Genomic DNA, 23291 nt, shown 5'->3' with positions numbered 1-23291 from the left:
CGGGGTTGCCGGTGGGACGGACGTGGGGCCGAGGCAAAAAAACGGAGCCATCAGGCTCCGTTTTCCTCTTCGTGCTAATCACAACTCCGGGGACTAGTCCGCTTCGTTGAGGCTGCTGGTGAGATCGATGATCGCTTTTTTGCCGTCCCCAAACAGCATCAGGGTGTTGTCTTTGGCGAACAGCGGGTTCGGCAGGCCGGCAAACCCCGGGCTCAGGGAACGTTTCACCACCACCACGGTGCGAGCTTTATCGACGTTCAGAATCGGCATGCCGTAGATCGGGCTGCCTTTGTCTTCGCGGGCCATGGGGTTGGTGACGTCGTTGGCGCCAATCACAATGGCCACGTCGGTCTGCTCAAACTGAGGGTTGATGGCGTCCATCTCCACCAGTTGGTCGTAGGGCACTTCCGCTTCGGCCAGCAGTACGTTCATGTGCCCCGGCATCCGTCCGGCGACCGGGTGAATGGCGTATTTGACGTCGGTACCGCGGCCTTCCAGTACGTCAGCCAGTTCCCGCACCGCGTGCTGGGCCTGGGCCATGGCCATACCAAAGCCGGGGACAATCACCACCCGCTCGGCGGTTTCCAGTATCATCGCCACCTCTTCCGGGGAGGAGGACTTGACCTTGCCTTGATACACCTCGTCGGCGTCGACGATTTCACCGGCTTCTGCCATCACCCCAAACAGGACATTGGTCAGGCTGCGGTTCATCGCTTTACACATGATCTGGGTCAGAATCAGGCCGGAGGCTCCGACGAGTGCACCGGACACAATCAGCACGGTGTTGTTGGAGATAAAGCCGGCAGTGGCCGCCGCGATGCCGGAATAGGAGTTCAGCAGCGCGATCACCACCGGCATGTCGGCACCGCCAATGGGCAGTACCAGCAGAATGCCCAGCAACAGGGCCGCGGCCACCAGGGCGTACACCAGCATCGGGCTCGGGTCCATCACCAGGGCGATCACCAGGCCGACGGCGACCAGCAGCAACAGGCCGTTAACCAGAGTGTTGCCGGGCACGGCAATGGATTTGCCGGAGATGATCTCCTGCAGCTTACCAAAGGCGATAAAGGAGCCGGACAGAGTGACGGCACCGATCAGTATGGTGGCGCCGACCGATACCTGGGCTACCAGGCCAGTGGCCGCCGCCGGATCCATGAAATTGGCCAGGGCCACGAACAGGGAGGCGCCGCCACCGAAGCCGTTCAGGGCGGCGACCATTTGCGGCATGGAGGTCATCTGTACCCGCTTGGCCATGATGGCCCCCAGAGCACCGCCGGTGACAATACCGGCAATGATCCACTCATAGCTGAGGATCTGCTGGTCAAACAGGGTCACCACCACGGCAATGAACATACCGAGGGAGGAGAGACGGTTACCGCGCACGGCGGTTCTGGGTTTGGTCAGGTTCTTGATGCCGAGCACGAAGAACACCGCGGCCACCAGGTAGGCCAGGTAGATAATGGCTGTATTCATCGTGTCTTACTTCCTTTTGAACATGGCCAGCATGCGGTTGGTTACCATGTAACCGCCGATGACGTTGATGGTGGCCAGGGTCACGGCGATGAAGCCGAGCACATTAACCAGCAGGCCGGAGCCGCTGCCGGCGGACAGCAGGGCACCCACCAGGGTGATGCCGGAGATGGCATTGGAGCCGGACATCAGTGGGGTGTGCAGCGTCGGTGGCACCTTGGTGATCAGTTCGACGCCAAGGAAAATGGCGATGACAAACAGGGTTAATAACAACAGCAGGGTTTCCATTTACGCCTCCTCCTTGTTGATGGCGGGCAGGTTGAGCAGTTCGCGAATGCGGCCATTGACCACCTGGCCCTGATAGGCAGTGACGGTGTCGTGGACAATCTCGTCCTCGAAGTCGAAGTGCAGATTGCCGTCATCGGTGATCAGGTGGCGAATCAGGTTTTCCAGGTTGGTGCCGAACATCTGGCTACCGTGGTTGGCAGTGGTGGCGACGATGTTGTCGGGACCCGAGATGATGACGCCGTTGACGGTGATCACCTTGCCCAGTTCAGTCAGCTCGCAGTTTCCGCCCCCTTCGGCGGCCAGGTCGACGATCACCGCGCCGGGCTTCATCTGAGCCACCATCTCCTTGGTGATCAGAATCGGTGCCTTACGGCCGGGAATGGCGGCGGTGGTGATGACGATGTCTTGCTGCGCCAGCACGTTGGCCATGGCTTGTTGTTGCTTGGCGATGAATTCGGCGGATTGCTCCTTGGCGTAGCCACCGCTGGATTCGGTATCGGCGTCTTCAATGTCCAGCTCCACCGGGCGGGCGCCGACGGAGAGAATCTGTTCCCGGGCTGCCGGACGGATGTCGTAGGCCTCGACCACGCCACCGAGGCGTTTGGCGGTGGCACAGGCCTGCAGTCCGGCCACACCGGCGCCCATAATAAAGGTGCGTGCCGGTTTCAGGGTGCCGGCGGCAGTCATCATCATCGGCAGCAGTCGCGGCGTTAACTCGGCCGCCTGAATCACCGCCTTGTATCCGGCAATGGTGGCGTTGGAGGACAGCACATCCATGCTTTGGGCTCGGGTGATGCGTGGAATCAGCTCCAGCGCCAGGGTGTTGATCCCTTTATCGGCGGCTTTTTGGGCGCTGTCCGGGTGCCCGAGTGGATCCATCATGCCAATCAGGGTCTGGCCTGACTGCAACTCTGTCAGCAGCAGGTCCAGCTGTTCGCCCTTGGCATGGAGGGTCAGAATCAATTCGGCGCCATCCAGGGTGTGACGGCGATCAGAGCCGATGGTCGCTCCACTGTCGAGATAGTCTTGATCGGTAAAGCCGGCTTGGAATCCGGCCTGGGTTTCAATCGTTACCTGGGCGCCCGCCTTAACGAGCTTGGTGACGTTTGCGGGTAACAGAGCGACGCGGGTTTCGCCGGCGAGTTGCTCCTTGATCACTGCGATCTTCACAACGCTATCCTCTAGCAGATGGGTTTATCGATTACTAATTGTTGGCATTTAAGCGCAAACCACTGAGCATTTTGGACTAATTAACATCCGATGCTAAGTCAAAATATCCAATCGCCACAATCGTCTTATTGAATGGAAATCGTCTGGCTATCACGCTGTCGAGGTGACAGGTGGTTGGCATTCTGTGCTGAGGCCGGGTTGATGTTGCCCTGACAGAATGCGATTCAGGCTTCCATTCCATTAGTCACATTTTTAGCAACTATTTTACTCTATCTACATTTAATGCATTTTTTGTGAAATGTGAACAGTTTTTCGCCGGAATTCTTATATTCTTATATGGAATAAAAGGAATTTTTTTATTCTTTTTTATATCTTCGGCTGGGCCTACTCTGTGTCAATCCCATAATCAGAAGAGCGCAGAGCATGCAGTTACTGGAGTTACAACAGGGGGCCGGGGGGCTGAGCCAAGAGCAATTGACGCAGTTGCAACAGCTGGCTCGAGGCCTGTCACCGGTGCAACTGGCCTGGGTCAGCGGTTACCTGGCGGCCTTTGCCAACCAGGGGGCGGCGCTGCCGTCTGCAGAAGTGGTACCGGCATCATCGTCTCCCCTGACTATCCTTTACGGCAGTCAGACCGGCAACAGCCGTTCGTTGGCTTCGGCCCTGGCGCAGCAGGCCCAGTCCCAGGGGCTGACGGTGAAGCTGGTGTCGATGGCCGATTACAAGCCCAGGCAACTGAAGGAGGAGCAGCAGCTGTTGGTGCTGGTCAGCACCCATGGCGAAGGCGACCCGCCGGACGATGCCATGGCGCTGCACAAGTTTCTGCATTCGACCCGGGCGCCCAAGCTGCCGCAGCTGAGCTACAGCGTGCTGGCGCTGGGGGATTCCAGTTACGACAACTTCTGCCAGACCGGACTGGAGTTTGATGAGCGCCTGCAACAGCTCGGGGCTCAGCGACTGCTGGACCGTGCCGATTGTGACGTGGATTTCGAGGAGACTGCGGCCCAGTGGCAGGCACAGGTGCTGGAGCGGCTGGCGGCCGCGTCCCCGGCTGCCGGAACCGCCGTGGCCGCTGCCCCAGTGGCGCAGGCCGGAAACTACAGCCGCAGTACCCCCTTTGAGTCGCCTCTGCTGGTCAGCCAGAAGATCACCGGCCGTGGTTCGGTCAAAGACACCCGCCATGTGGAGCTGAGCCTGGAGGGATCCGGGCTGACCTATCAGCCCGGTGACGCGCTGGGCGTATGGATGGGCAATGACCCCGAACTGGTGGAAGCCTTGCTGCGCCTATTGGCCCTGGAGGGCGATCAGCAGGTTCAGGTGAAAGACCAGACGTTGTCGCTGCGTCAGGCTCTGACGGAACACTATGAGCTGACTCTGTTGCACCCGGCGCTGGTTGGCGCCTGGGCCGAGTTCAGTGGCAACGAGGCGCTGGCGGCGACGGCTGCCGACCGTGAACAGCTGAAAACCTTCATTCAGCAACATCAACTGATTGATCTGGCCCAGCGTTACCCCGCCAGTGTCGAGGCTACCGCCCTGCTGTCGGCGCTGCGAAAACTGACGCCACGACTGTACTCCATCGCCTCCAGTCAGGCTGAGGTGGAGGAGGAGGTGCACCTGACGGTGGCGCTGGTGGAGGAGGAGCGCGACGGCCATGCCCGCCAGGGGACGGTGTCCGGCGCCTTTGCACACCGGTTGCAGGAGGGCGACGGGGTGCGGGTGTACGTGGAGGCCAATGACAACTTCCGACTGCCCAGTGATGACACTACTCCGGTGATCATGATTGGCCCCGGCACCGGTATCGCCCCGTTTCGGGCCTTCCTGCAGGAGCGTGATGCCCGAGGCGCCCAGGGGGACAACTGGCTGTTTTTCGGCAACCCGACCTTTACCGAAGATTTCCTGTATCAGGTGGAGTGGCAGGGCTACGTCAAAAGCGGGTTGCTGACCCGGATCAGCCTGGCCTTTTCCCGTGACCAGCAGCATAAGATTTACGTTCAGGACCGGATTAGGGAGCAGGGGCAAGAGTTGTACCAATGGCTGCAGCGCGGGGCCCATCTGTATCTGTGCGGCGATGCCAACCGCATGGCGGTGGACGTGGATCAGGCACTGGCTGACGTCGTGGCCCAACATGGGGGGCTCAGTGCTGACGCCGCCCGGGATTATTTGAGCGAACTGCGCAGCAGCAAACGCTATCAGAAGGATGTGTACTGATGACCGACATTACCAAACTGCAGGTTAGCGGCAAGCTGGCCGACAATGAGCGCATCAAGGGCGAAAGTGATCTGCTGCGGGGCACCATCGCCCAGGATTTGACCGACCCCCTGACTGGCGGCTTTACGTCAGACAACTTCCAGCTGATCCGTTTCCATGGCATGTACCAGCAGGACGATCGCGACATTCGCCAGGAGCGTAGCGAGCAGAAACTGGAACCGCTGCACACCGTAATGCTTCGGGCGAGGATGCCCGGCGGGGTGATCACCCCAAAACAGTGGCTGGCCATCGATGAGTTCGCCGAGAGCCACACCGGCGCCGGCAGCATTCGCCTGACGACCCGCCAGACCTTCCAGTTTCATGGGGTGCTCAAGCGTGACATCAAGTTGATGCACCAGACCCTGGACAAGATCGGCATCGACTCCATCGCTACTGCCGGCGACGTGAACCGCAATGTGCTATGCACCTCCAATCCGGAGCAATCGGAGTTGCACAGCCAAGCTTATGACTGGGCCAGGACCATCTCCGAGCATCTGTTGCCGCGGACCCGGGCGTACGCCGAGATCTGGCTCGATGGCGAGAAGGTGGAGACCACTGAGCGGGATGAGCCGATTCTGGGTAAGACCTACCTGCCGAGAAAGTTTAAGACCACCGTGGTGGTGCCACCACAGAATGACGTGGATCTGCATGCCAACGACATGAACTTTGTGGCCATCGCCGACAACGGTCAACTGGTGGGCTTTAACCTGCTGGTGGGCGGTGGCCTGGCCATGACCCACGGCGATGAGGCCACCTACCCCAGGAAAGCCGATGAGTTTGGTTATCTGCCGCTGGATAAGACCCTGGCCATTGCCGAAGCGGTGGTGACTACCCAGCGGGATCTGGGTAACCGGGTCAATCGCAAAAACGCCAAGACCAAATACACCCTGGACCGGGTCGGGCTGGAGGTGTTCAAGGCTGAAGTGGAGCGTCGGGCCGGATTCCGGTTTGAGCCCACCCGCCCCTATGAGCTGACCGGCCGTGGCGATGCCTTTGGCTGGACCGCCGGCATCGACGGTAAGCATAACCTGACCCTGTTTATTGAAAATGGCCGTTTGCTGGATTACCCGGGGAAACCTCTTAAGTCCGGCATGGCTCGCATTGCCCGGCTGCATAAGGGCGAGTTCCGTATGACCGCCAACCAGAATCTGGTGGTGGCTGGAGTGGCCAGCGAAGACAAGGCGGCCATCGAACAGTTGGCGCGTGAACATGGCCTGTTTGACGATGGCGTCAGCAATCAGCGTAAAAGCTCCATGGCCTGTGTGTCTCTGCCTACCTGTCCGTTGGCCATGGCCGAAGCCGAGCGCTTTCTGCCCGATTTTGTCACTCGAATTGAAGGGGTCTTGGCCGGTCATGGCATCGCCGATGACGCCATCATCTTCCGGGTGACCGGCTGCCCGAATGGCTGTGGCCGGGCGATGCTGGCCGAGGTGGGGTTGGTGGGCAAAGGCCCCGGCAAATACAACCTGCATCTGGGGGGCAACCTGGCGGGCACCCGGGTGCCGAAACTGTACAAGGAAAACCTGGATGAAGACGCCATCCTGGCGGAGCTGGATACCCTCAGCGGCCGCTGGGCCCGTGAGCGCCTCGAAGGTGAGGGGTTCGGTGACTTTGTGATTCGCACCGGGGTTGTGCCCGAGGTGATTGTGTCGAGGACGGATTTTTATGCCTAGTCAAAGTTTGAATGCTTTGCTGGCGCAGCTACCCAGCGAGGCCCAGCGGCAACAGCTGGAGCAGGTGAATACCGAGTTGGCGACCATGCCTCCCCAGCAGCGGGTGGCCTGGGCACTGCAGGAGTTGCCGGGGCAGCATGCGCTCTCCTCCAGCTTCGGCATTCAGGGGGCGGTGATGCTGCACCTGGTGACCTCGGTCAAGCCGGATACGCCGGTGATTCTCACCGACACCGGCTACCTGTTCCCGGAGACCTACCGCTTCATTGATGAGCTGACCGAGCGGCTGGACCTGAATCTCAAGGTGTATCGCAGCCCGTTGACGCCGGCCTGGCAGGAGGCCCGTTTTGGTCAGTTGTGGGAGCAGGGGCAGGAGGGGTTGGATACCTACAATCGCCTCAATAAAGTCGAGCCGATGCAACAAGCTCTGGAGCAGCTGCAGGTGGGTACCTGGTTTGCCGGCCTGCGTCGCCAACAGGCGCAATCCCGGGCCGAGCTGCCGTTTCTGGCCATTCGATCCGGACGCTACAAGTTGCTGCCGATCCTGGAGTGGACCAACAAGGATGTGCACCAGTATCTGGAGCAGCATCAGTTGCCGTATCACCCGCTATGGCACCAGGGCTACGCGTCGGTGGGCGATGTCCACACCAGTCGGCCGATGGAGCTGGGCATGAGCGAAGAGGACAGCCGCTTTGCCGGTTTCCGTCGTGAATGCGGGCTTCATTATGATATTTAGTTAAAACAAATACTTATAGCCAATGCCGCCTTGCCAAGCAGGGCGGCATTTTTTTGCCTGAATGAGCGGGTCGATGGTTCGCCAGGCTTGTTAGGAGCCTTATGAGGATTCCGAAACTAGGTAGGTGACGCCCAGAACCTTTAAGGCGATGGGCAGCCCTACCAAGAACATCACCACATACCAGAGGGCTCGAATCATCTCCAGCACGGCTTTGGGGTCGACAATGTAGGTGCTGGCCAAAGCAAACACCGCCAGTGCTACCCAGCCGTAGATCAGGGTGATAATCACCAGTCTCAGCAGGGATTGCCACCACTGAGGGATGGCACTGATGACAAAGGACAACACCACCGCCAGAGCAACGCCACCGGCAATCATCCAGCCATTAGGAGTGTCAATTATCCATTCCAGTAGCACCAGTGGCAGCATCAGGGTGTAGATCAACAGATCCGACGTTCCCAGTTGACCAAAGGCTTCGGTAGTGCGAATGATCATCCCCTCGATGCCATACAGATGACGAAAATGAGTGTGGACAAACAGTGTGGCTAAAATGGCGAAGATCAGGCTCAGGCCGCCCAGCAGCCAGGCCAGTAGGGTCACCAGCTTGGTCAAGGGGTCAAACAGGTCGCGGTTGTCTGAGTTGGTCGGCATCATCGGTAGGTTTCTAGGGGGAAATTAGACCACATTCTATAAAAAATAAGACAGATAAACAGTGGCTTATGCATTATTTTCTTGCTGAATCGAGTTGTTAGAGCAGCGCAAGTAGGGATGGTTGCTGTGCCACCGTCTCCGATTAGAGGTTGAGTTCAAATCGCAGCAGGGTAAAGCCTTGATCTTCGAACTGGTCAATCTGCTTAAAGCCCACGCTTTGCAGCAGTCGCGCTGAGGCCAGGTTGATGTCGACCACGTCGCCGATGATGCGCTTCAGCCCCAGCACGTCTCGGGCGTAAGGCAGTAAGGCGGCAACCGCTTCTTTGGCCAGACCCTGTCCCCAGTATTGAGGCAGCATTCGATAGCCGATATCGGTGGCCCCGATGTGAGTTTCATACTTCATGCCACAAAAGCCGATGACCCGGTTGTCACCTTTGTGCACCAGAGCGTAGCGGGCATAGCCATAACGTTGGTATTCCGCTAACCAGACCTCTTCAATGATTCTTCGAGCGTCGTCGCGACTGCGCACCATGCCGGCATCGCCAGTATAGCGAGTCACCTCGTCATGGCTGGAAAAGGCGTATACGGCTTCCAGATCCGCCAGGGTAAAGTGGCGCATCTGCAGTCGCTCGGTATCGATCAATACGGTCATGCTGATCTCTTGGAGAAGTTGCAGGCAGACATCATGGGATATTGGTTTTGGTTGCGCAAGCGCTGTGCGTTGGATGAACCGGTCGTGGGGAGCGCGCCGCCGAATAGGCGTCAATGGCCAAGGCGATTGTCGTTAAATCTGAGTGGCGAGGACAGCGGGCTGTTCCGCCCTTGCAAACACCCTGTGAGGCGCTTCCTGGCGGCGCAGAAACGAAAAAGCCCCGGTCATGCGACCAGGGCTTGTTCTGATTGTGGTCGGTGATAGAGGATTCAACGGGGCCGCCTAGGCCTCTGACCCGCACAACACCGTTGTGCTTTAGAAACGAAAAAGCCCCGGTCATGTGACCAGGGCTTGTTCTGATTGTGGTCGGTGATAGAGGATTCGAACCTCTGACCCTCTGGTCCCAAACCAGATGCGCTACCAGGCTGCGCTAATCACCGACAGTATTTTACTTGGGTCAGGCTGTGTTCCAGAGGGGACTCTGGTCCGCTGATTCCAAGACCGGGATGCGCCACCAAGGCTGCGCTAATCACCGACAAAACTGAAATTGGTCGGTGATAGAGGATTCGAACCTCTGACCCTCTGGTCCCAAACCAGATGCGCTACCAGGCTGCGCTAATCACCGACAGTATTTCAATTCGTTGACCTTAACCAAATTGGCTACCGAACTCAACGGCGGCCTATGATAGCGATTTTCCCCAGCGGTGCAAGCGATGTTTACTGAAATCGTGCTAAGTGGCGATTTTACAGACCGTTGTGCTGGCGACAGAGTCCTGATATTCGTTCGGGTTATTAAAAGTTCCAAATTGATTCTTGTTGGTTATTAGTGGCTCCCCTAAGCTGGTGGGAAACCGAACTGGGAGTTTATGGTGAGCTTAGTAACTTTGCCCGGTCGCAGTGGCCCGGTTGCCATTGTCGGAGCCGGTCCCGGGGACCCCGGATTATTGACCGTTAAGGCGCTGCAGGCGCTGCAGCAGGCTGATGTGGTGTTGTTTGATGCTCTGGTGAGCCAACCGATTCTGGACCTGATCAACCCTCAGGCCGAGTGCATTGCGGTGGGCAAGCGCTGTGGTCAGCACAGCATGAGCCAGGAGGAGATCAACCGTTTGCTGGTGGCAAAAGCCCGAGGCGATCGTTCGGTAGTCAGGCTGAAGGGGGGCGACCCGTTGATGTTTGGTCGCGGCGGCGAGGAGATGCAGGCGCTGAAGTTGGCGGGCATCGACTATTACGTGGTACCCGGAGTGACGGCGGCGTCCGCCTGTTCGGCTTATGGTGCCATGCCTCTGACCCACCGCACCCTGTCCAGGGGGGTCACCTTTGTCACCGGCCACGGTAAGGGCGGGGAGGAGATCAACAACTGGCCCGAACTGGCCATGGAAAACCACACCTTGGTGGTGTACATGGGCATCAACCGGGCCGACGCCATTGCCGAAGGCCTGATGCGTGGAGGCCGCAGTCCGACGACCCCGGTGGCCATTGTTAGCCGGGCCAGCCAGCCGCAACAGCAGCTGCTCACAGGTACCCTGGCTCAGCTGGCGCAGCTGGTTACCCGACCTGAAGTACAGACGCCGGCGGCGCTGGTGATTGGCGAGGTGGTGGCACTGTCAGACACCTTGCACTGGTTTGCTCCGCCGTCAGGCGGTGATGAAATCATCGAGCAGCAGTTTGGTTAGCGCCTGACAATACTCTTCGTTGGCGGCATCGGTGATCAACTGCCCCAGCTCGTCGCCCACCTGGGTGAAGCGGTAATACCTCAGGCGTAAGCGTCCGCTCTTGGGGGAGAAGCGCATGTTGTGCGTCTGGCATCGCAGTAGCAGGGGCTGTTTTGCCGCCAGCGGGCCAGTTTCCAGTTCGGTGGCAAACAGCAATCCCAAATCCCGAAGGGTCAAAATGGCACTGTAGGGCAGCCCCTGCCCCGACAGGTTCAGGCTTTCCTGCTTGGCGGAGCTGAAGCCTCCGAAGCCCGCTTCACGGCGGTAGCCAGTGATCACTTTGCGGCTGGGGTCCTGGCCGATCTGAGTCGACAGGCTGACGACGCGGGCAAACTGCATCGCTTCCCGTTGGGTCATGCTTTTGAGGGTGTCCAGGGTCCGTAGGCTGAAACTGCCGGGCAGGCTCAGTTCGGTTGTTAGAATCTGGGCCCACAGCTTCTGCATCTTGTCGTTGTGAATCTGTTCCGCCATCTGGCAAAACTGAAACTGCCAGTCCGGGTCCAACTCCTTGTTACTGACGGTGCTGCCCGCCAGCGGAATCGCCTGTCTCAGCACGCTCTCAAGGTTCGCCTGTCGCTGCTCCTGCCAGTCCTGCAGGCGTTTTTCGGTTCTCAGGGTCAGGTTCTTGGCAGTATCGCTGTCGCCGCTAAGGCCGATGCGGCGAGCCAGAGAGACCACTTGCTGACGGGCCGTGCGGCTGTTGTCGGTGCGCCCTGAGGGCATGCTCATGAGGTTGTCGGTCATAATTTTGCACACTGTTGATGGAGCACCCGTTACCGTGACGGAAAGAGGGCACCCCAGCGGGTTTCGTTTCCCGGCGCCGGCAGCGCCGGCAGACTCATCGCCGCCAGCAGTGAGCACAGCGCGATTCCTGCCCCAATATAAAACACCAGAGCCGGCGAGTGTAGCCACACCAGTCCCAAAAGTGCCGGAATGATTACCGCGGCGATGTGATTGATGGTAAAGCTGATTCCAGCCGTTGAGGCGATTTCGTCCGGGTCGGCGATCTTCTGGAAATAGGTTTTTACGGCGATGGCCAGGGCAAAAAACAGGTGATCAACGACGTACAAGCCGGCGGCCACGGTCGGGTGCTCCACGGCGGCGTAGCTGACAAACACCAGGATCAGCCCCAGGTACTCAATGATCAGGGTGCGCCGCTCACCAATCTGGCCAATCCAGCCGCCGATTTTTTTGGCAAACATCAAGTTGAAAAGGTAGTTAATCAGAAATAGCGCGGTGATTTCGCTGACGCTATAGCCAAACTTCTCCACCATCATAAAGGCGGCAAACACCATGAAGATCTGCCGCCGGGCACCGGAGAGGAACGTCAGTAGATAGTAGAGGCTGTAGCGTCGCCGCAGCAACAGTTTCCGTTGCTGCTGATGGTGTTGCTGAAACTGGGGAAAGGCCCACCAGGCGGCTACCACCAGTAGGGCTCCGAGGCCGCCGACGGTGCTGTAGACCCAGGCGTAGGGCCAGTCCAGGGCGGTCATCAGCAGCCAGATACTGCCGTAGCCCAGCAGGGCGCCGGCGGCCTTTACGGACAGGGCTTGCCCCAGAAACTGGGCGGTCTGGTGCTTTGGCAGCCACTGCAGAGTCAGTGATTGATTGCAGGTTTCGTAGTAGTGAAAGCCGATGGACATTAACACCGTGGTGCAGTACAGCCCCAGTGCCGACGGAAACCAGCCGGTGGCAGCGACGCCGATGCACATCAGCAGCAGTGCTGCCAGGGCGAAGCGCTGTTCCTTGATCACCAGCAGCACCAGGATGGAGGTGAAGGCCAGAAACCCGGGGATCTCCCGCAGGGATTGCAGCATGCCAATCTCTTTGCCGGTAAAGGCGGCCGCTTCGACCACAAAATTATTCAGCAGTACCTGCCAAACGGCAAACACCAGCGACATGACAAAGGTCATGACCAGCAACAGTTGAGGGCGGGACAGATTCAAGGTGGTGCCTGATGGGGTGAATGGACAGAGGCACCATCCTAGGGGCTTGGCGGGGTTTGAACAAACAAAACTCGCCACTGGCTGCCATTAAGGTTTCATCGGCGTGCCATTGATATGGCGCAAAGCGGCCGCAATCAGGGCTGGACACTTTTTACTCAGAAGCTAGGCTTGGAGTATGCGCTGTTTAAAACACGTTTTGCCCGCCCTGTTGTTACTGCTGACGGCCTGTGCCCAATCACCGTCACGGAATGTCCCTGTGCCCGAGTTTGCCAATGAATACTTTGCCCCGGCGACCGATGTGGTGAAGCCCGAGCAGCTGTTTCAATTGGACTCGGAGATGAAAGCCTTTGTCAGTCGTGCTTCCCGCCATGGCAACAGTGCCTCGGTGCGAATTCGAATGCTGGCGGAATTGGTCAGCCTGAAACACGGCTTTGAGTACGACAACGGCGCCACCCTGGTGGCGCGGGATACCTACGCTCGCCGAGCCGGAAACTGCATGTCCCTGGTGGTGATGACTGCGGCTCTGGCCAGGGAGTTGGGGTTGGGGGTGGAGTACCAGATGGTGAAATCGCCGCCGGTGTGGGATCGGCAGGGCGGGGTGGTACTGCTCAATGATCACATCAACATCCGGCTGACCCCGAAGATTGGCACCAGTGCCTGGGAGATCAGCGGGTCGGTATCGACCACCATCGATTTTCTGCCCACCTATCAGATTCGGGGCTATCGCACCGATCGCATCGGCGAGTCTGAGATGATTGCACGTTTTTACAATAACCTGGCTGCGGAGGCGATGATCGATGGAGCGCCGGATCTGGCTCACCACTATCTGAAACAGGCATTGACACAGGATCCGGAATTGAGCGCCGGCTGGAATGCCCTCGGGGTGCTCTACCGCCGCCAGGGGCTGGAGTCCCAGGCAGAGCGGGTGTACCAGTATGCCGCCACTCTGGCTGGAGACGACAGCCATGCCCTGCATAACCTGGCGCTGTTGCTGGCGAGCCAGGGGCGTCTCACTGAGTGGGCCCAGGTGCACAAAAAGATTGAGTTGGCGCGGTTGAATAACCCGTTTTACTACTACGACATGGCCGAACTGGCTTACCAGCGCGGCGACTTTTCCAAGGCCCTGAGCCAATACCGCAAAGCGGTGAAGCTCGCTGATTATCATCACGAGTTCCATTTCGGGCTATCTAGGGCCTATTTCCAGCTGGGGCAGCTGAACGACAGTGAGGATGCACTGCAGGCGGCTGCTCGATTGGCACCGGTGGATGAGAAACAGCGCTACCAGCTGAAGCTGAGGGCGTTGAGGTACCACTAGCGAGGCCGAGAAAAGAAAGGGGTGGCCACTGGCCACCCCTTTTTGCTGATGCCGGGCGTTACAGATCCTGGTAACGCTTGGCGGAGGAGAGGATCTCTTCAGCAGCGGCCTTGGCGTCGGCCCATCCCTCGACCTTGACCCACTTGTTGGGCTCCAGCTCTTTGTAACGCTCGAAGAACTGGGTGATCTGCGCTTTTAGCAGGGCCGGGACATCGTCGATGTCCTGAATGTGATCGTATTCCTGCGTTAGCTTGCTGTGAGGCACGGCGATGATTTTGGCGTCTTCGCCCGACTCGTCAGTCATGTTCAGCACCCCGACCGGACGGCAGCGGATCACCGAGCCGGGGGCCAGTGGGTAGGGGGTCGGAACCAGCACGTCGACCGGGTCACCGTCCAGGCTGAGGGTGTGGTTAACGTAGCCGTAGTTGGCCGGGTAGAACATCGGTGATTTCATAAAACGGTCAACAAACAGCGCACCGCTGTCCTTGTCGACCTCGTACTTGATGGGGTCATGATTTGCCGGAATCTCGATGATTACGTAGATGTCATCCGGAAGAGAGTTACCCGCAGGTACGTTATTCAGGCTCATAATTTTTCCTTAAACAGCCGTTTTACTCAAAATCAGCCTTTGCTGTGGTAGCCAAGGCAGGTGTCCACTTCGTCGGCGGAGCCGAGAATCACCGCCACCCGCTGGTGAATCTGTTCTGGCTCAATCGCCATAATGCGCTCGTAACCGGTGGACGCCTTGCCGCCGGCCTGCTCCACCAGGAAGCTCATGGGGTTGGCTTCATACATCAGACGAAGTTTGAAAGGTTTATCGGGGTTCTTGGTGTCCTGTGGGTAGGTAAACAGGCCGCCCCGGCTCAGCACCCGGTGCACGTCGCCCACCATGGCGGCGATCCAGCGCATGTTGAAGTTGCGCCCCCGAGGCCCCTCTTTGCCGCTGATCAGATCGGCGATGTAGTCTTGCATCGGCGCTTGCCAGAAACGCTGATTGGACATATTGATGGCAAATTCGCCGGTCTGGGCCGGTACCGTGACCTGCTCATCCACCAGCACGAACTCATTGCTGGCGGGATCCAGGCTGTACATCTGGGTGCCCTGGCCGGTGGTCAGCGCCATCACTGTGGCCGGGCCATAGAGGATGTAGCAAGCGCAGGGCTGGTTGGTGCCTGGCTGCATGAAGGCGGCTTCGTTGACCTCGCCCTGAGGGGCCGGCAGGACCGAGAAGATGGTGCCGACCAGAGAGTTGATGTCGATGTTGGAGGAGCCGTCCAGCGGATCGAAGCACACCAGGTATTGGCCGTCGGTGTTGGCGGCGACCACGTCGGTTTCCTCCTCGGAGGCGATCCCTTTGACCAGTGGGTTGGCACCGAGCTTGTCTTTGATCAGGTCGTTGGCAATGATGTCCAGCTTCTTCTGAGTCTCACCCTGAACGTTTTCACTGTCGGCCACCCCCAGTACGCCCGCCAGGGCGCCGCCTCGAACCAGCTGGCTGATCTCTACGCCACAGTCGGCTAGGGTCAGGATCAATTGTTGTAACTCGGAGGGTAAGCCTTGTAGGCTAAGCGTTTCGCGAAGGCGCTGCATGCAGGGGTCCTATCTGAATGATTGGCAGGGTAAATTATCCGCCAATGATAGCGAAAAATCCGCCCTTTTGCAGTGCTACGAAGGGATAATGGCAAAACCGACCTGGGCTCAGGGTTGATGGCGGTCACCGGGTGAATTTTATTCGCTTGAGATGGGTAACAGTTTTGATTATAACGAGTCGCCTATGGGAAGAGATCTCACTGGCTGAGAATCTCGATTGTGAGTCAATGCTACCGCCGCGAACGTTGCTATTCGCATAGAAATTGAGGGTGATTAACCGTGTTTGGTAAAACGAAAAAGAGTCGCGCAGGTTTAACCTATTTTGCGCAATCAACCCGCCTGGAAGGCAGTCTTCATGTGGAAGGCGATTGCGTGGTTGACGGTCACATCATCGGAGAGCTGACGGCTACCGGCCTGATTGTGGTGGAAAGTGCCGGCACCATCGAAGGGCAGGTTACCGCCGAACAGGTTCAGGTCGAAGGCAAGATTACCGGTAATCTGGAGTGCCAGCGCCTGACCATTGCCGCCAGCGGCACCGTGGAGGGTGAAATTGTGACCGACAAGATTGAGATCTTCAATGGCGGACAGTTCATCGGTTCCCGAGTGAAAGACAAGCCTAAGCTGCTGGAGAACAAGCAGCCAGAGCTGGAAATCGCCTGCTCTAAAGCCAGTTAAAGCCGATGTGTCGACCCGCCCCAGTGGGCGGGTTTGTGATTTTCGCCGGCTTTAGCGACAATCCCTCTCATTGTCATATCAGGAATAATAACAATGAGACGGATTCTATTTACCGGGCTGCTGTGTTGCTCGGCGTGGCTCAGTGCCGAGCCACTGACCCTGTCCCGCATCGTCAGTGAGCCCTCACTGGCGGGTTCCCAACCCTCCAAACCGGCGTTGTCTCCAGATGGCCAGCGAGTCACCTGGCTGGCGCCCCGCGAAGACGATCTGGACCGCTACGACCTCTGGCAGTATCAGTTGGGCAGCGGTCAGCGCACTCGCCTGGTGGACTCGACCCTGTTCGAAGAGGGCGAGCTGTCGGAAGAGGAGAAGGCGCGTCGTGAGCGTCAGCGCATCTACGGTAAAGGGCTGCTGGAGTATCAGTGGGATACCCAGGGCAAGGCGCTGCTATTTCCCATTGGCGGCGACATCTGGCTGTATCGGCTGGAAAGTGGCAAGCCGCAACAACTGACCCGGACCGAGGCGTTCGAAACCGACGCCCGTTTCTCCCCCAAGGGTAACTACGTCTCCTTCATTCGCCAGCAGAACCTGGTGGTGATCGATCTGCGTACCGGCCAGGAGCAGTCGTTGACCGTCGATGGCAAGGGGCCGCTGAAAAACGGCATGTCCGAGTTTGTGGCCCAGGAGGAGATGGATCGCATGAGCGGTTACTGGTGGTCGCCGGATGAATCCGCCATCGCGTTTCTGCAGGTGGACGAATCTCCGGTGGAGCAGGTGATTCGCAATGAGATTTTTGCCGATGGCATCAAACTGACGGAGCAGCGATACCCCTATGCCGGCAGAGACAACGCCAGCGTGCGTGTCGGCGTGGTCAGCCTCGACGGTGGTGCCATTCAGTGGTTGCCCGGCGCCAGAGATAACGGCGGTTATCTGCCGAGGGTGAACTGGAATGCCGACGGCAGTGCCGTGACCTGGCAATGGCAGAGTCGCGACCAGCAGACCCTGCAGTTGTGGCAGTGGCGCAAGGCCAGCCAGAGACGTTCTCTGCTTTTGACTGAGACCAGCCGCAGCTGGGTCAACCTCAGCGATGATCTGCACTTTCTCAGTACTCAACCCGGATTTATCTGGAGCTCGGAGCGCAGCGGTTTCCGTCACCTGTATCTGATGGATGAACAGGGCAATCTGGTTCGGCAACTGACCGAGGGCAACTGGGCGGTGGATGCGGTGGAAGCCATCGACGAAGCGGGCGGCTGGGTCTATTTCAGTGGTCGTCGTGATACGCCGCTGGAGCGGCACCTGTATCGAGTCCCACTGAGCGGCGGCGAGGTGCAGCGCCTCAGCCAGAGAGCCGGATTCCACCAGCCGGTATTCAGTGACGACGGCTCCGTGTATCTGGATCACTTCTCCTCCACCCGGCAACCGCCGCAGCTGAGTCTGCATCAGGCCGACGGCAAGGCCATCGGCTGGATTGCGGAAAATGCCATCGAGGGCGATCATCCACTGGTGCGTTACTGGAGCGACTGGACCCAGCCACAATACGGTACTCTCAAGGCGGACAACGGCATGACCCTGCACTATCGCTTGTTCAAGCCGAAGACTCGTCCGGGTCAGCGCTATCCGGTGGTGGTACGTGTCTATGGCGGGCCCCATGCTCAGACGGTCCGGGACAGCTGGAGTCGCCATGATTACTTTACCCAGTATCTGGTTCAGCAGGGGTTTGCGGTCTTCCAGCTGGACAACCGTGGCTCGGCTGCCCGCGGACTGGCGTTCGAGAGCGAAATCTATCAGCGCCTGGGCAAGGTGGAGGTGGCCGATCAGGTGGCGGGGGCTGAGTACCTCACGAGCCTGCCATGGGTCGATCCCGACCGCATCGGCATCTATGGTCACAGTTACGGGGGCTACATGACTCTGATGAGCCTGTTTACTGCGCCTGAGTCGTTTGCCGCCGGCGTCTCCGGTGCCCCGGTGACCGACTGGAGCCTGTACGACACCCACTATACCGAGCGCTACCTGGCCCACCCGGCCAGCAACGCCGAAGGCTACCGGCTGTCGTCGGTATTCCCCTATGTGGATAAGCTGAAAGGGCAGCTGTTTGTGTACCACGGCATGGCCGATGACAATGTGCTGTATCAGAACAGTACCAAGCTGTATAAGAGCCTGCAGGATGCGGGCAAACTGTATGAGTCGAAAGACTACCCCGGTTCCAAGCACTCCATGCGAGGCAAGACGGTGCAACTGCACCTGATGGCCACCATCGAGGATTTCCTGAAGCGGAGGCTGTAATCCCGGACTCAATAAAAAACCCACCGGAAACGGTGGGTTTTTTTATGGCCTTAGCCCGGCGTCGGCCCGGCAGAGCGGTAGCGGCGCCACAGTTTGACCGCCAGGGTCAGCACCAGCCCGGCGACGGCCAGGTGACAGGACACCAGCGCCATCGGCGGTGGCAGAAAGGTCAGAATGCTGACAAACAGGGCGATGCCGATAAAGGGGGTCCACCAATGACCGGCAAACAGGAACACCAGCAGCAGGTACGGGGCCAGCAGCGACATCATGCCGATGAAACCGTACAGAAAGACCAGGGTGAAGGTGTCCATGAGCGCCAAACCTTAAAGTTGCATTAGTAATGCAATTATAGGATTAGTAATCGAAGATCAGTGTGATCCCGATCAAAACATCATGGCCCGGTAGCTGTACAGCAATGACAGGATCACCACCACAGGCAGCATGTTCAACAGCAGGCCAAAGGTGGCTTTGCTGCTGGGCCCCTGAAGCAGAGTCTTGAGGCTGGCCCAGACCCCCAGCAGGTTCATGACGAAGGCCACCATGGCAAACAGGGTAGCGGCGATCAGGGCCCAGCCTCCGGCTCCGCCCATCATCTTGGCCACCTGCTCAGGGTCCTGGATAAAGGCGTAGGGGGCGAAGGCCACAAAAAAGCTGACCAGATAGATGGCGGCGGCGATGGCGAAGTGTTTCAGGCCATGGTTTGAAGGGGTCACGGTGCTCTCCACAAAGGTCACGCAAAAACCAGAGCCCGGGCTCTGGTTTTTGTCAACGGGATTAATGACTTTGATTATGCCTTGCGAAGGCTCACCATGACAATGGCTACCGCTGCCAGCACCATGCAGTACCAGGCGTGGCTGACCACCACCAGGGGGGACAGCTTAAAGGTGGCGCCGGCCAGCAGTGCCTGGGCACCCCAGGGGATCAGGCCCTGGTTGATGCAGGAGAAGATGTCCAGCATGGAGGCGGCGCGACGCTTTTTGACGCCGTGACGCTGAGCCAGATCCTTGGCCACCGAACCGGTGATGATGATGGACACCGTGTTGTTGGCGGTACAGAGGTTGGTGGCAGAGACGATGCCGGCCATGCCCAACTCGGCAGCGCGGGGCGACTGGGCCTTTTTCGAGAAGCGGGCGATCAGGGCCGCAGCGTTGTCCGCCAGCCAGTTGAGGCCACCCTGGTGCTTCATCAGTGCCGCCAGGCCGCCCACCAGCATCGACAGCAGGAAGATCTCCTGCATGCTGCTGAAGCCGGCATAGATGTCTTTACCCAGCTGCATCGGCGCGTAGTCGCCGCCGGCGATGGCACTGACACCGGCCAGAAGAATGCCTGCCGGAAGCACCAGGAAGACGTTCACACCGGCGACTGCCAGTACCAGAATGGTGAGGTAGGGCAGCACCTTAATCAGATCGAACGACTGGGCTTCCACTGCACTCTGGCCCGAGCCAACCACCACAAACAGGATAAAGGTCAGCGCTGCGGCCGGGGCCGAGATGCGGATGTTTTCCCGGAACTTGTCTTTCATCTCGCAGCCCTGGGTGCGGGTGGCGGCGATGGTGGTGTCGGAGATGATCGACAGGTTGTCGCCAAACATGGCACCGGAGATCACCGCACCGGCCATCAACGCCGGATCGATACCGGTCTGCTGACAGATGCCATACGCCACCGGGGCCAGGGCGCCGATGGTGCCCATGGAGGTGCCCATGGAGGTGGCGATGAAACCGGCAATCAGGAAGAAACCGGGCAGCAGCAGCGAGGCGGGGATCAGGGTCAGCCCCAATGCCACGGTGGCATCCACGCCGCCGGTTGCTTTAGCCACGGCGGCAAAGGCGCCGGCCAACAAGTAGATCAGGCACATGGCGATGATGTTGCTGTCGCCAATGCCGGCAATGAACTGGTTGAGGCTCTTGTCCAGGGCCTGGCGTGCCAGGGCAAATGCCAGCACGATGGCCGGCAGGATGGCGATCACCGGCGACAGCTGATAGAAGGCAAACTCGGTGCCCAGGCTCTGGTGATATACACCGGCGCCGACAAAGGTGGCCAGGAACAGCAGCAGTGGCAGCAGGGCCACGGCAGAGCGGGAGCGGATTGCAGGGGTGGTTAGGGTTTCGGTCTGACTCATTGTTTTTTACTACTCTTGTTACCCACGGCCATCCTGGTGTGCGGTGCTGACTCGACCTCATGTCGAGCGGTCTATGGCGGCATTGTGTCCCATCCGTTCGGTCATGTCAATTTAGACGTCTAGACGTTTCGATGTTTTTCCATCTTGGTTGCTATAACTGATTGTTTTGCGGCTGGTGGCGGCGGGTTGGTACACTGACGGCAGTTTTGATTATGGAATCCGTGATGCACGTTCATATTCTTGGTATCTGTGGCACCTTCATGGGTGGCATCGCCCTGCTGGCCCGCAGCCTGGGCCATACCGTCACCGGCAGTGACGCCAATGTATTTCCTCCCATGAGCACCCAGCTGGAGCAGCAGGGCATCGAGTTGATCGAGGGGTTTGACCCGGCGCAGCTCGAGCCGGCGCCGGATCTGGTGGTTATCGGCAACGCCATGAGTCGGGGCAACCCCTGTGTCGAAGCGGTGCTGGACAGAGGCCTGCGTTATACCAGTGGCCCGCAGTTTCTGGCGGAGCAGGTGTTGGATCAACGCTGGGTACTGGCCGTGGCGGGCACCCACGGCAAGACCACCACCGCCTCCATGCTCGCCTGGCTGTTGCAGGACAACGGCCTGGCGCCAGGCTTCCTTATCGGTGGCGTTCCCCGTGAATTCGGGGTGTCGGCCCGCCTGGGGGAGACGCCGTTTTTTGTGGTGGAAGCGGATGAGTACGATACCGCCTTTTTCGACAAGCGATCCAAGTTTGTTCACTACCACCCCCGGACTCTGGTGATGAACAACCTGGAGTTCGATCACGCCGATATCTTCGATTCCATTGCCGATATTCAGAAGCAGTTCCATCACCTGCTGCGCACGGTGCCGGGCAGCGGCCAGGTGATCTGGCCCGAGTCAGAGCCGTATCTGGCCGAGGTGGTGGCTCAGGGCTGCTGGAGCGAGCAGGTATTGATCGGTGACCAGGGCTGGTCGGCGACAAAGCTCCGTGACGATGGCAGTGAGTTCGAGGTTCACCTCGACGGAGAACCGCAGGGCAGGGTCCGTTGGCCCCTGATCGGGGATCACAACATCAGCAATGCGCTGGCAGCGCTGGCGGCAGCCCGCCATGTGGGTGTGCGTCCGTTCGACGGCATCGACTCCCTGAGCCGGTTCGCCGGCCCCAAGCGGCGCATGGAGCTGAGAGGAGAGGCCGGGGGCATTCAGGTGTTCGATGACTTCGCCCACCACCCCACCGCCATCGCCACCTCGCTGAAGGCGTTGCAGGCCCGCAATCAGGGCGGGCGGGTGCTGGCGGTGCTGGAGCCACGATCCAACACCATGAAAGCCGGCGTTCATCAGCATACCCTGGCGGCGTCACTGGCGGACGCCGATGCCGCCTTTGTGCATCAACCGGCCGGGTTAAGTTGGGATCTGGCGGCGTCGATGGCGAGTGCACCGGTGCCGGTGAGCCTGGCGGATACGCTGGAGGAGTTGGTGTCGGCGGTGGTGGCGCAGGCCCGGGCGGGCGACACCATCGTGGTGATGAGCAATGGCGGCTTCGGCGGCATCCATACCCGCTTGCTGGATGCACTGGAGGCATCGAAATGACAAACTGTGATCAAGCTATCACTTTGGCTTTTACCGGCGCCTCCGGGGCGCCCTATGGGCTGCGCTTGCTGGAGTGTCTGCTAAAATCCGGCCGAACCGTGTTTCTGATGGTGTCATCGGCGGCACGGGTGGTGTTTGCCGAGGAGCAGGATTTCCTGTTGCCTGCCAACCCTAAGGCCTGTGCCGATAAGCTTCGCCAGCATTTTGGTGTCGATGAGGCCCAGCTGAGGGTGTTTGGCAAGGAGGAGTGGTTTTCTCCGGTGGCCTCGGGCTCGGCGGCACCCAGGCAGATGATCATCTGCCCCTGTTCGACCGGCACTCTGGCCGCCGTGGCGACCGGAATGAGCAACAATCTGATCGAGCGGGCGGCGGACGTGGTACTCAAGGAGCGGGGACAACTGTTGTTGGTGCCCAGAGAGACACCGTTTCATGCCATTCACCTCGAGCATATGTTAAAGCTCAGCCAGGTGGGCGCCACCATCATGCCGGCGGCGCCGGGGTTCTATAATCAGCCCCGGTCCATCGACGATTTGGTGGATTTTATGGTGGCCAGAATACTGGATCACCTGAACATAGAACATCAACTGTTGCCCCGCTGGGGCTACGGTAACCCTACAGATTAAAATAATTGAGTATAACCATGAAGCATACCCTTGAAGTGATGATCTCCGAACAGGAGATTAACCAGGCCCTGGATACCATGGCCGAGCAGATCAACCGTGATTACGCCGGCGTCGATTCGCTGCTGGTGGTGGGGTTGCTGAAAGGCTCTGTCATCGTGATGTCTGATCTGGTGCGCCGTCTCGATGGCAATGTGCAGATGGACTTTATGACCGCCTCCTCCTACGGCAGCAGCACCGAGTCCAGCGGTGACGTGAAGATCGTCATGGATCTGGCCCAGTCCATCAAAGGCCGTCATGTGCTGCTGGTGGAAGACATCATCGATACCGGCCGTACCCTGTCCAAGGTATTGGCGCTGCTGAACTCCCGCGAGCCCGCCTCCCTGGCCATCGCCTCTTTCCTGGATAAGCCCACCCGCCGGGTGGTGGACGTGGACGTGAAATACACCGGTGTGGCGATTCCCGATGAGTTCGTGGTGGGTTACGGCTTGGACTACGCCGAGTCCTACCGCCAACTGCCTTACATCGCCAAGGTTGTGCCCAGCGACGGCGAATAACTCGCACCGCCTC

General features: G+C 59.1%; 22 protein-coding genes and 2 tRNA genes. 10 read left to right on the top strand and 14 right to left on the bottom strand.

Annotated features, from left to right (window positions below; genetic code table 11):
* Nucleotides 1-93: 93 nt before the first annotated feature.
* From BLT77_RS03950 to BLT77_RS03940, 3 genes are read right to left on the bottom strand one after another with little or no spacing between them, the layout of a single operon-like run.
* The gene (locus BLT77_RS03950) at nt 94-1473 is read right to left on the bottom strand and encodes an NAD(P)(+) transhydrogenase (Re/Si-specific) subunit beta (RefSeq protein WP_090362409.1); all 1380 of its coding nucleotides are present in this window, start codon (nt 1471-1473) and stop codon (nt 94-96) included.
* A gap of 6 nt (nt 1474-1479) precedes the next feature.
* Entirely contained in the window at nt 1480-1758 is a 279-nt protein-coding gene (locus BLT77_RS03945; protein WP_090362406.1) for an NAD(P) transhydrogenase subunit alpha part 2, read from the bottom strand.
* The gene (locus BLT77_RS03940; protein ID WP_090362403.1) at nt 1759-2928 is read right to left on the bottom strand and encodes an NAD(P) transhydrogenase subunit alpha; all 1170 of its coding nucleotides are present in this window, start codon (nt 2926-2928) and stop codon (nt 1759-1761) included.
* Between the two features lie 423 nt (nt 2929-3351).
* Between BLT77_RS03940 and BLT77_RS03935 the strand changes: the two genes are divergently transcribed.
* From BLT77_RS03935 to BLT77_RS03925, 3 genes are read left to right on the top strand one after another with little or no spacing between them, the layout of a single operon-like run.
* Nucleotides 3352-5136 (top strand): assimilatory sulfite reductase (NADPH) flavoprotein subunit, encoded by a 1785-nt coding sequence (locus tag BLT77_RS03935; protein ID WP_090362400.1) that lies wholly within the window; start codon nt 3352-3354, stop codon nt 5134-5136.
* Nucleotides 5136-6848, top strand: coding sequence for an assimilatory sulfite reductase (NADPH) hemoprotein subunit (gene cysI, locus BLT77_RS03930; protein ID WP_090362397.1), 1713 nt, complete (start codon nt 5136-5138; stop codon nt 6846-6848). The genes BLT77_RS03935 and cysI overlap by 1 nt, the downstream gene beginning before the upstream one ends.
* Nucleotides 6841-7581, top strand: coding sequence for a phosphoadenylyl-sulfate reductase (locus BLT77_RS03925; RefSeq protein WP_090362394.1), 741 nt, complete (start codon nt 6841-6843; stop codon nt 7579-7581). The genes cysI and BLT77_RS03925 overlap by 8 nt, the downstream gene beginning before the upstream one ends.
* A gap of 99 nt (nt 7582-7680) precedes the next feature.
* Here the strand turns inward: BLT77_RS03925 and BLT77_RS03920 are convergent, their stop codons facing one another.
* The 4 genes from BLT77_RS03920 to BLT77_RS03905 all read right to left on the bottom strand — a co-directional run bounded on the left by BLT77_RS03920 (nt 7681) and on the right by BLT77_RS03905 (nt 9506).
* Nucleotides 7681-8232: a hypothetical protein gene (locus BLT77_RS03920; RefSeq protein ID WP_090362391.1), complete on the bottom strand. Its 552-nt coding sequence runs from the start codon at nt 8230-8232 to the stop codon at nt 7681-7683.
* 139 nt (nt 8233-8371) lie between these two features.
* Nucleotides 8372-8881 (bottom strand): GNAT family N-acetyltransferase, encoded by a 510-nt coding sequence (locus BLT77_RS03915; RefSeq protein WP_090362388.1) that lies wholly within the window; start codon nt 8879-8881, stop codon nt 8372-8374.
* 363 nt (nt 8882-9244) lie between these two features.
* Nucleotides 9245-9321 (bottom strand) — tRNA-Pro (locus BLT77_RS03910).
* 108 nt (nt 9322-9429) lie between these two features.
* Nucleotides 9430-9506 (bottom strand) — tRNA-Pro (locus BLT77_RS03905).
* Nucleotides 9507-9750: 244 nt separating this feature from the next.
* On the opposite strand from BLT77_RS03905, the gene cobA reads away from it, so the two are divergent.
* Complete coding sequence (gene cobA / locus BLT77_RS03900) at nt 9751-10554, top strand: uroporphyrinogen-III C-methyltransferase (RefSeq protein ID WP_090362679.1); 804 nt, start codon at nt 9751-9753, stop codon at nt 10552-10554.
* Here the strand turns inward: cobA and BLT77_RS03895 are convergent.
* Both BLT77_RS03895 and BLT77_RS03890 read right to left on the bottom strand, forming a co-directional pair.
* Nucleotides 10516-11337: a TIGR03899 family protein gene (locus tag BLT77_RS03895; protein WP_090362385.1), complete on the bottom strand. Its 822-nt coding sequence runs from the start codon at nt 11335-11337 to the stop codon at nt 10516-10518. The two genes, cobA and BLT77_RS03895, sit on opposite strands and share 39 nt — an antisense overlap.
* 29 nt (nt 11338-11366) lie before the next feature.
* Complete coding sequence (locus BLT77_RS03890) at nt 11367-12506, bottom strand: MFS transporter (RefSeq protein ID WP_090362674.1); 1140 nt, start codon at nt 12504-12506, stop codon at nt 11367-11369.
* A 208-nt stretch (nt 12507-12714) separates the two neighbouring features.
* Here BLT77_RS03890 and BLT77_RS03885 point away from each other — a divergent pair, with 208 nt between their 5' ends.
* Complete coding sequence (locus tag BLT77_RS03885) at nt 12715-13854, top strand: tetratricopeptide repeat protein (protein WP_090362382.1); 1140 nt, start codon at nt 12715-12717, stop codon at nt 13852-13854.
* Between the two features lie 58 nt (nt 13855-13912).
* On the opposite strand, the gene ppa is transcribed toward BLT77_RS03885, so the two are convergent.
* Together ppa and BLT77_RS03875 are read right to left on the bottom strand one after the other, a co-directional pair.
* Nucleotides 13913-14443, bottom strand: coding sequence for an inorganic diphosphatase (ppa, locus tag BLT77_RS03880; protein ID WP_090362380.1), 531 nt, complete (start codon nt 14441-14443; stop codon nt 13913-13915).
* A 32-nt stretch (nt 14444-14475) separates the two neighbouring features.
* Entirely contained in the window at nt 14476-15444 is a 969-nt protein-coding gene (locus tag BLT77_RS03875) for a class 1 fructose-bisphosphatase (protein WP_090362377.1), read from the bottom strand.
* Between the two features lie 279 nt (nt 15445-15723).
* Here BLT77_RS03875 and BLT77_RS03870 point away from each other — a divergent pair, with 279 nt between their 5' ends.
* Complete coding sequence (locus tag BLT77_RS03870; protein ID WP_090362375.1) at nt 15724-16119, top strand: bactofilin family protein; 396 nt, start codon at nt 15724-15726, stop codon at nt 16117-16119.
* Between the two features lie 93 nt (nt 16120-16212).
* Nucleotides 16213-18402: a S9 family peptidase gene (locus BLT77_RS03865; RefSeq protein ID WP_090362372.1), complete on the top strand. Its 2190-nt coding sequence runs from the start codon at nt 16213-16215 to the stop codon at nt 18400-18402.
* 50 nt (nt 18403-18452) lie between these two features.
* Here the strand turns inward: BLT77_RS03865 and BLT77_RS03860 are convergent, their stop codons facing one another.
* The 3 genes from BLT77_RS03860 to BLT77_RS03850 all read right to left on the bottom strand — a co-directional run bounded on the left by BLT77_RS03860 (nt 18453) and on the right by BLT77_RS03850 (nt 20521).
* Nucleotides 18453-18713: a hypothetical protein gene (locus BLT77_RS03860; protein WP_090362369.1), complete on the bottom strand. Its 261-nt coding sequence runs from the start codon at nt 18711-18713 to the stop codon at nt 18453-18455.
* 72 nt (nt 18714-18785) lie between these two features.
* A complete protein-coding gene (locus BLT77_RS03855) occupies nt 18786-19115 on the bottom strand; it encodes a hypothetical protein (RefSeq protein ID WP_143026549.1) in 330 nt (109 codons plus the stop codon).
* A 74-nt stretch (nt 19116-19189) separates the two neighbouring features.
* Nucleotides 19190-20521: a Na+/H+ antiporter NhaC family protein gene (locus BLT77_RS03850; protein ID WP_090362364.1), complete on the bottom strand. Its 1332-nt coding sequence runs from the start codon at nt 20519-20521 to the stop codon at nt 19190-19192.
* Nucleotides 20522-20745: 224 nt separating this feature from the next.
* On the opposite strand from BLT77_RS03850, the gene mpl reads away from it, so the two are divergent.
* From mpl to hpt, 3 genes are read left to right on the top strand one after another with little or no spacing between them, the layout of a single operon-like run.
* The gene (gene mpl / locus BLT77_RS03845; protein WP_090362361.1) at nt 20746-22101 is read left to right on the top strand and encodes a UDP-N-acetylmuramate:L-alanyl-gamma-D-glutamyl-meso-diaminopimelate ligase; all 1356 of its coding nucleotides are present in this window, start codon (nt 20746-20748) and stop codon (nt 22099-22101) included.
* Nucleotides 22098-22724, top strand: a complete 627-nt coding sequence (locus BLT77_RS03840) for a flavin prenyltransferase UbiX (protein WP_090362355.1) — start codon at nt 22098-22100, stop codon at nt 22722-22724. Before mpl ends, BLT77_RS03840 begins: the two co-directional genes overlap by 4 nt.
* 17 nt (nt 22725-22741) lie before the next feature.
* Nucleotides 22742-23278 (top strand): hypoxanthine phosphoribosyltransferase, encoded by a 537-nt coding sequence (gene hpt / locus BLT77_RS03835; RefSeq protein WP_090362351.1) that lies wholly within the window; start codon nt 22742-22744, stop codon nt 23276-23278.
* The last annotated feature ends 13 nt before the right edge of the window (nt 23279-23291 follow it).

Source organism: Ferrimonas sediminum, assembly GCF_900100175.1.
GTDB classification, from domain to species: domain Bacteria; phylum Pseudomonadota; class Gammaproteobacteria; order Enterobacterales; family Shewanellaceae; genus Ferrimonas; species Ferrimonas sediminum.
Note: the sequence above shows the minus strand (reverse complement) of the source record. Positions and strands in the feature narration are given on the sequence as shown.

Coding starts and splice junctions, on each gene's coding strand:
- BLT77_RS03935 (WP_090362400.1), top strand. CDS start 3,352: ATGCAGTTACTGGAGTTACAACAGGGGGCCGGGGGGCTGAGCCAAGAG.
- hpt (WP_090362351.1), top strand. CDS start 22,742: ATGAAGCATACCCTTGAAGTGATGATCTCCGAACAGGAGATTAACCAG.
- mpl (WP_090362361.1), top strand. CDS start 20,746: ATGCACGTTCATATTCTTGGTATCTGTGGCACCTTCATGGGTGGCATC.
- BLT77_RS03950 (WP_090362409.1), bottom strand. CDS start 1,473: ATGAATACAGCCATTATCTACCTGGCCTACCTGGTGGCCGCGGTGTTC.
- BLT77_RS03895 (WP_090362385.1), bottom strand. CDS start 11,337: ATGACCGACAACCTCATGAGCATGCCCTCAGGGCGCACCGACAACAGC.
- BLT77_RS03875 (WP_090362377.1), bottom strand. CDS start 15,444: ATGCAGCGCCTTCGCGAAACGCTTAGCCTACAAGGCTTACCCTCCGAG.
- BLT77_RS03925 (WP_090362394.1), top strand. CDS start 6,841: ATGCCTAGTCAAAGTTTGAATGCTTTGCTGGCGCAGCTACCCAGCGAG.
- BLT77_RS03850 (WP_090362364.1), bottom strand. CDS start 20,521: ATGAGTCAGACCGAAACCCTAACCACCCCTGCAATCCGCTCCCGCTCT.
- BLT77_RS03945 (WP_090362406.1), bottom strand. CDS start 1,758: ATGGAAACCCTGCTGTTGTTATTAACCCTGTTTGTCATCGCCATTTTC.
- BLT77_RS03860 (WP_090362369.1), bottom strand. CDS start 18,713: ATGGACACCTTCACCCTGGTCTTTCTGTACGGTTTCATCGGCATGATG.
- BLT77_RS03885 (WP_090362382.1), top strand. CDS start 12,715: ATGCGCTGTTTAAAACACGTTTTGCCCGCCCTGTTGTTACTGCTGACG.
- BLT77_RS03840 (WP_090362355.1), top strand. CDS start 22,098: ATGACAAACTGTGATCAAGCTATCACTTTGGCTTTTACCGGCGCCTCC.
- BLT77_RS03890 (WP_090362674.1), bottom strand. CDS start 12,506: ATGACCTTTGTCATGTCGCTGGTGTTTGCCGTTTGGCAGGTACTGCTG.
- BLT77_RS03915 (WP_090362388.1), bottom strand. CDS start 8,881: ATGACCGTATTGATCGATACCGAGCGACTGCAGATGCGCCACTTTACC.
- BLT77_RS03920 (WP_090362391.1), bottom strand. CDS start 8,232: ATGATGCCGACCAACTCAGACAACCGCGACCTGTTTGACCCCTTGACC.
- cysI (WP_090362397.1), top strand. CDS start 5,136: ATGACCGACATTACCAAACTGCAGGTTAGCGGCAAGCTGGCCGACAAT.
- ppa (WP_090362380.1), bottom strand. CDS start 14,443: ATGAGCCTGAATAACGTACCTGCGGGTAACTCTCTTCCGGATGACATC.
- BLT77_RS03865 (WP_090362372.1), top strand. CDS start 16,213: ATGAGACGGATTCTATTTACCGGGCTGCTGTGTTGCTCGGCGTGGCTC.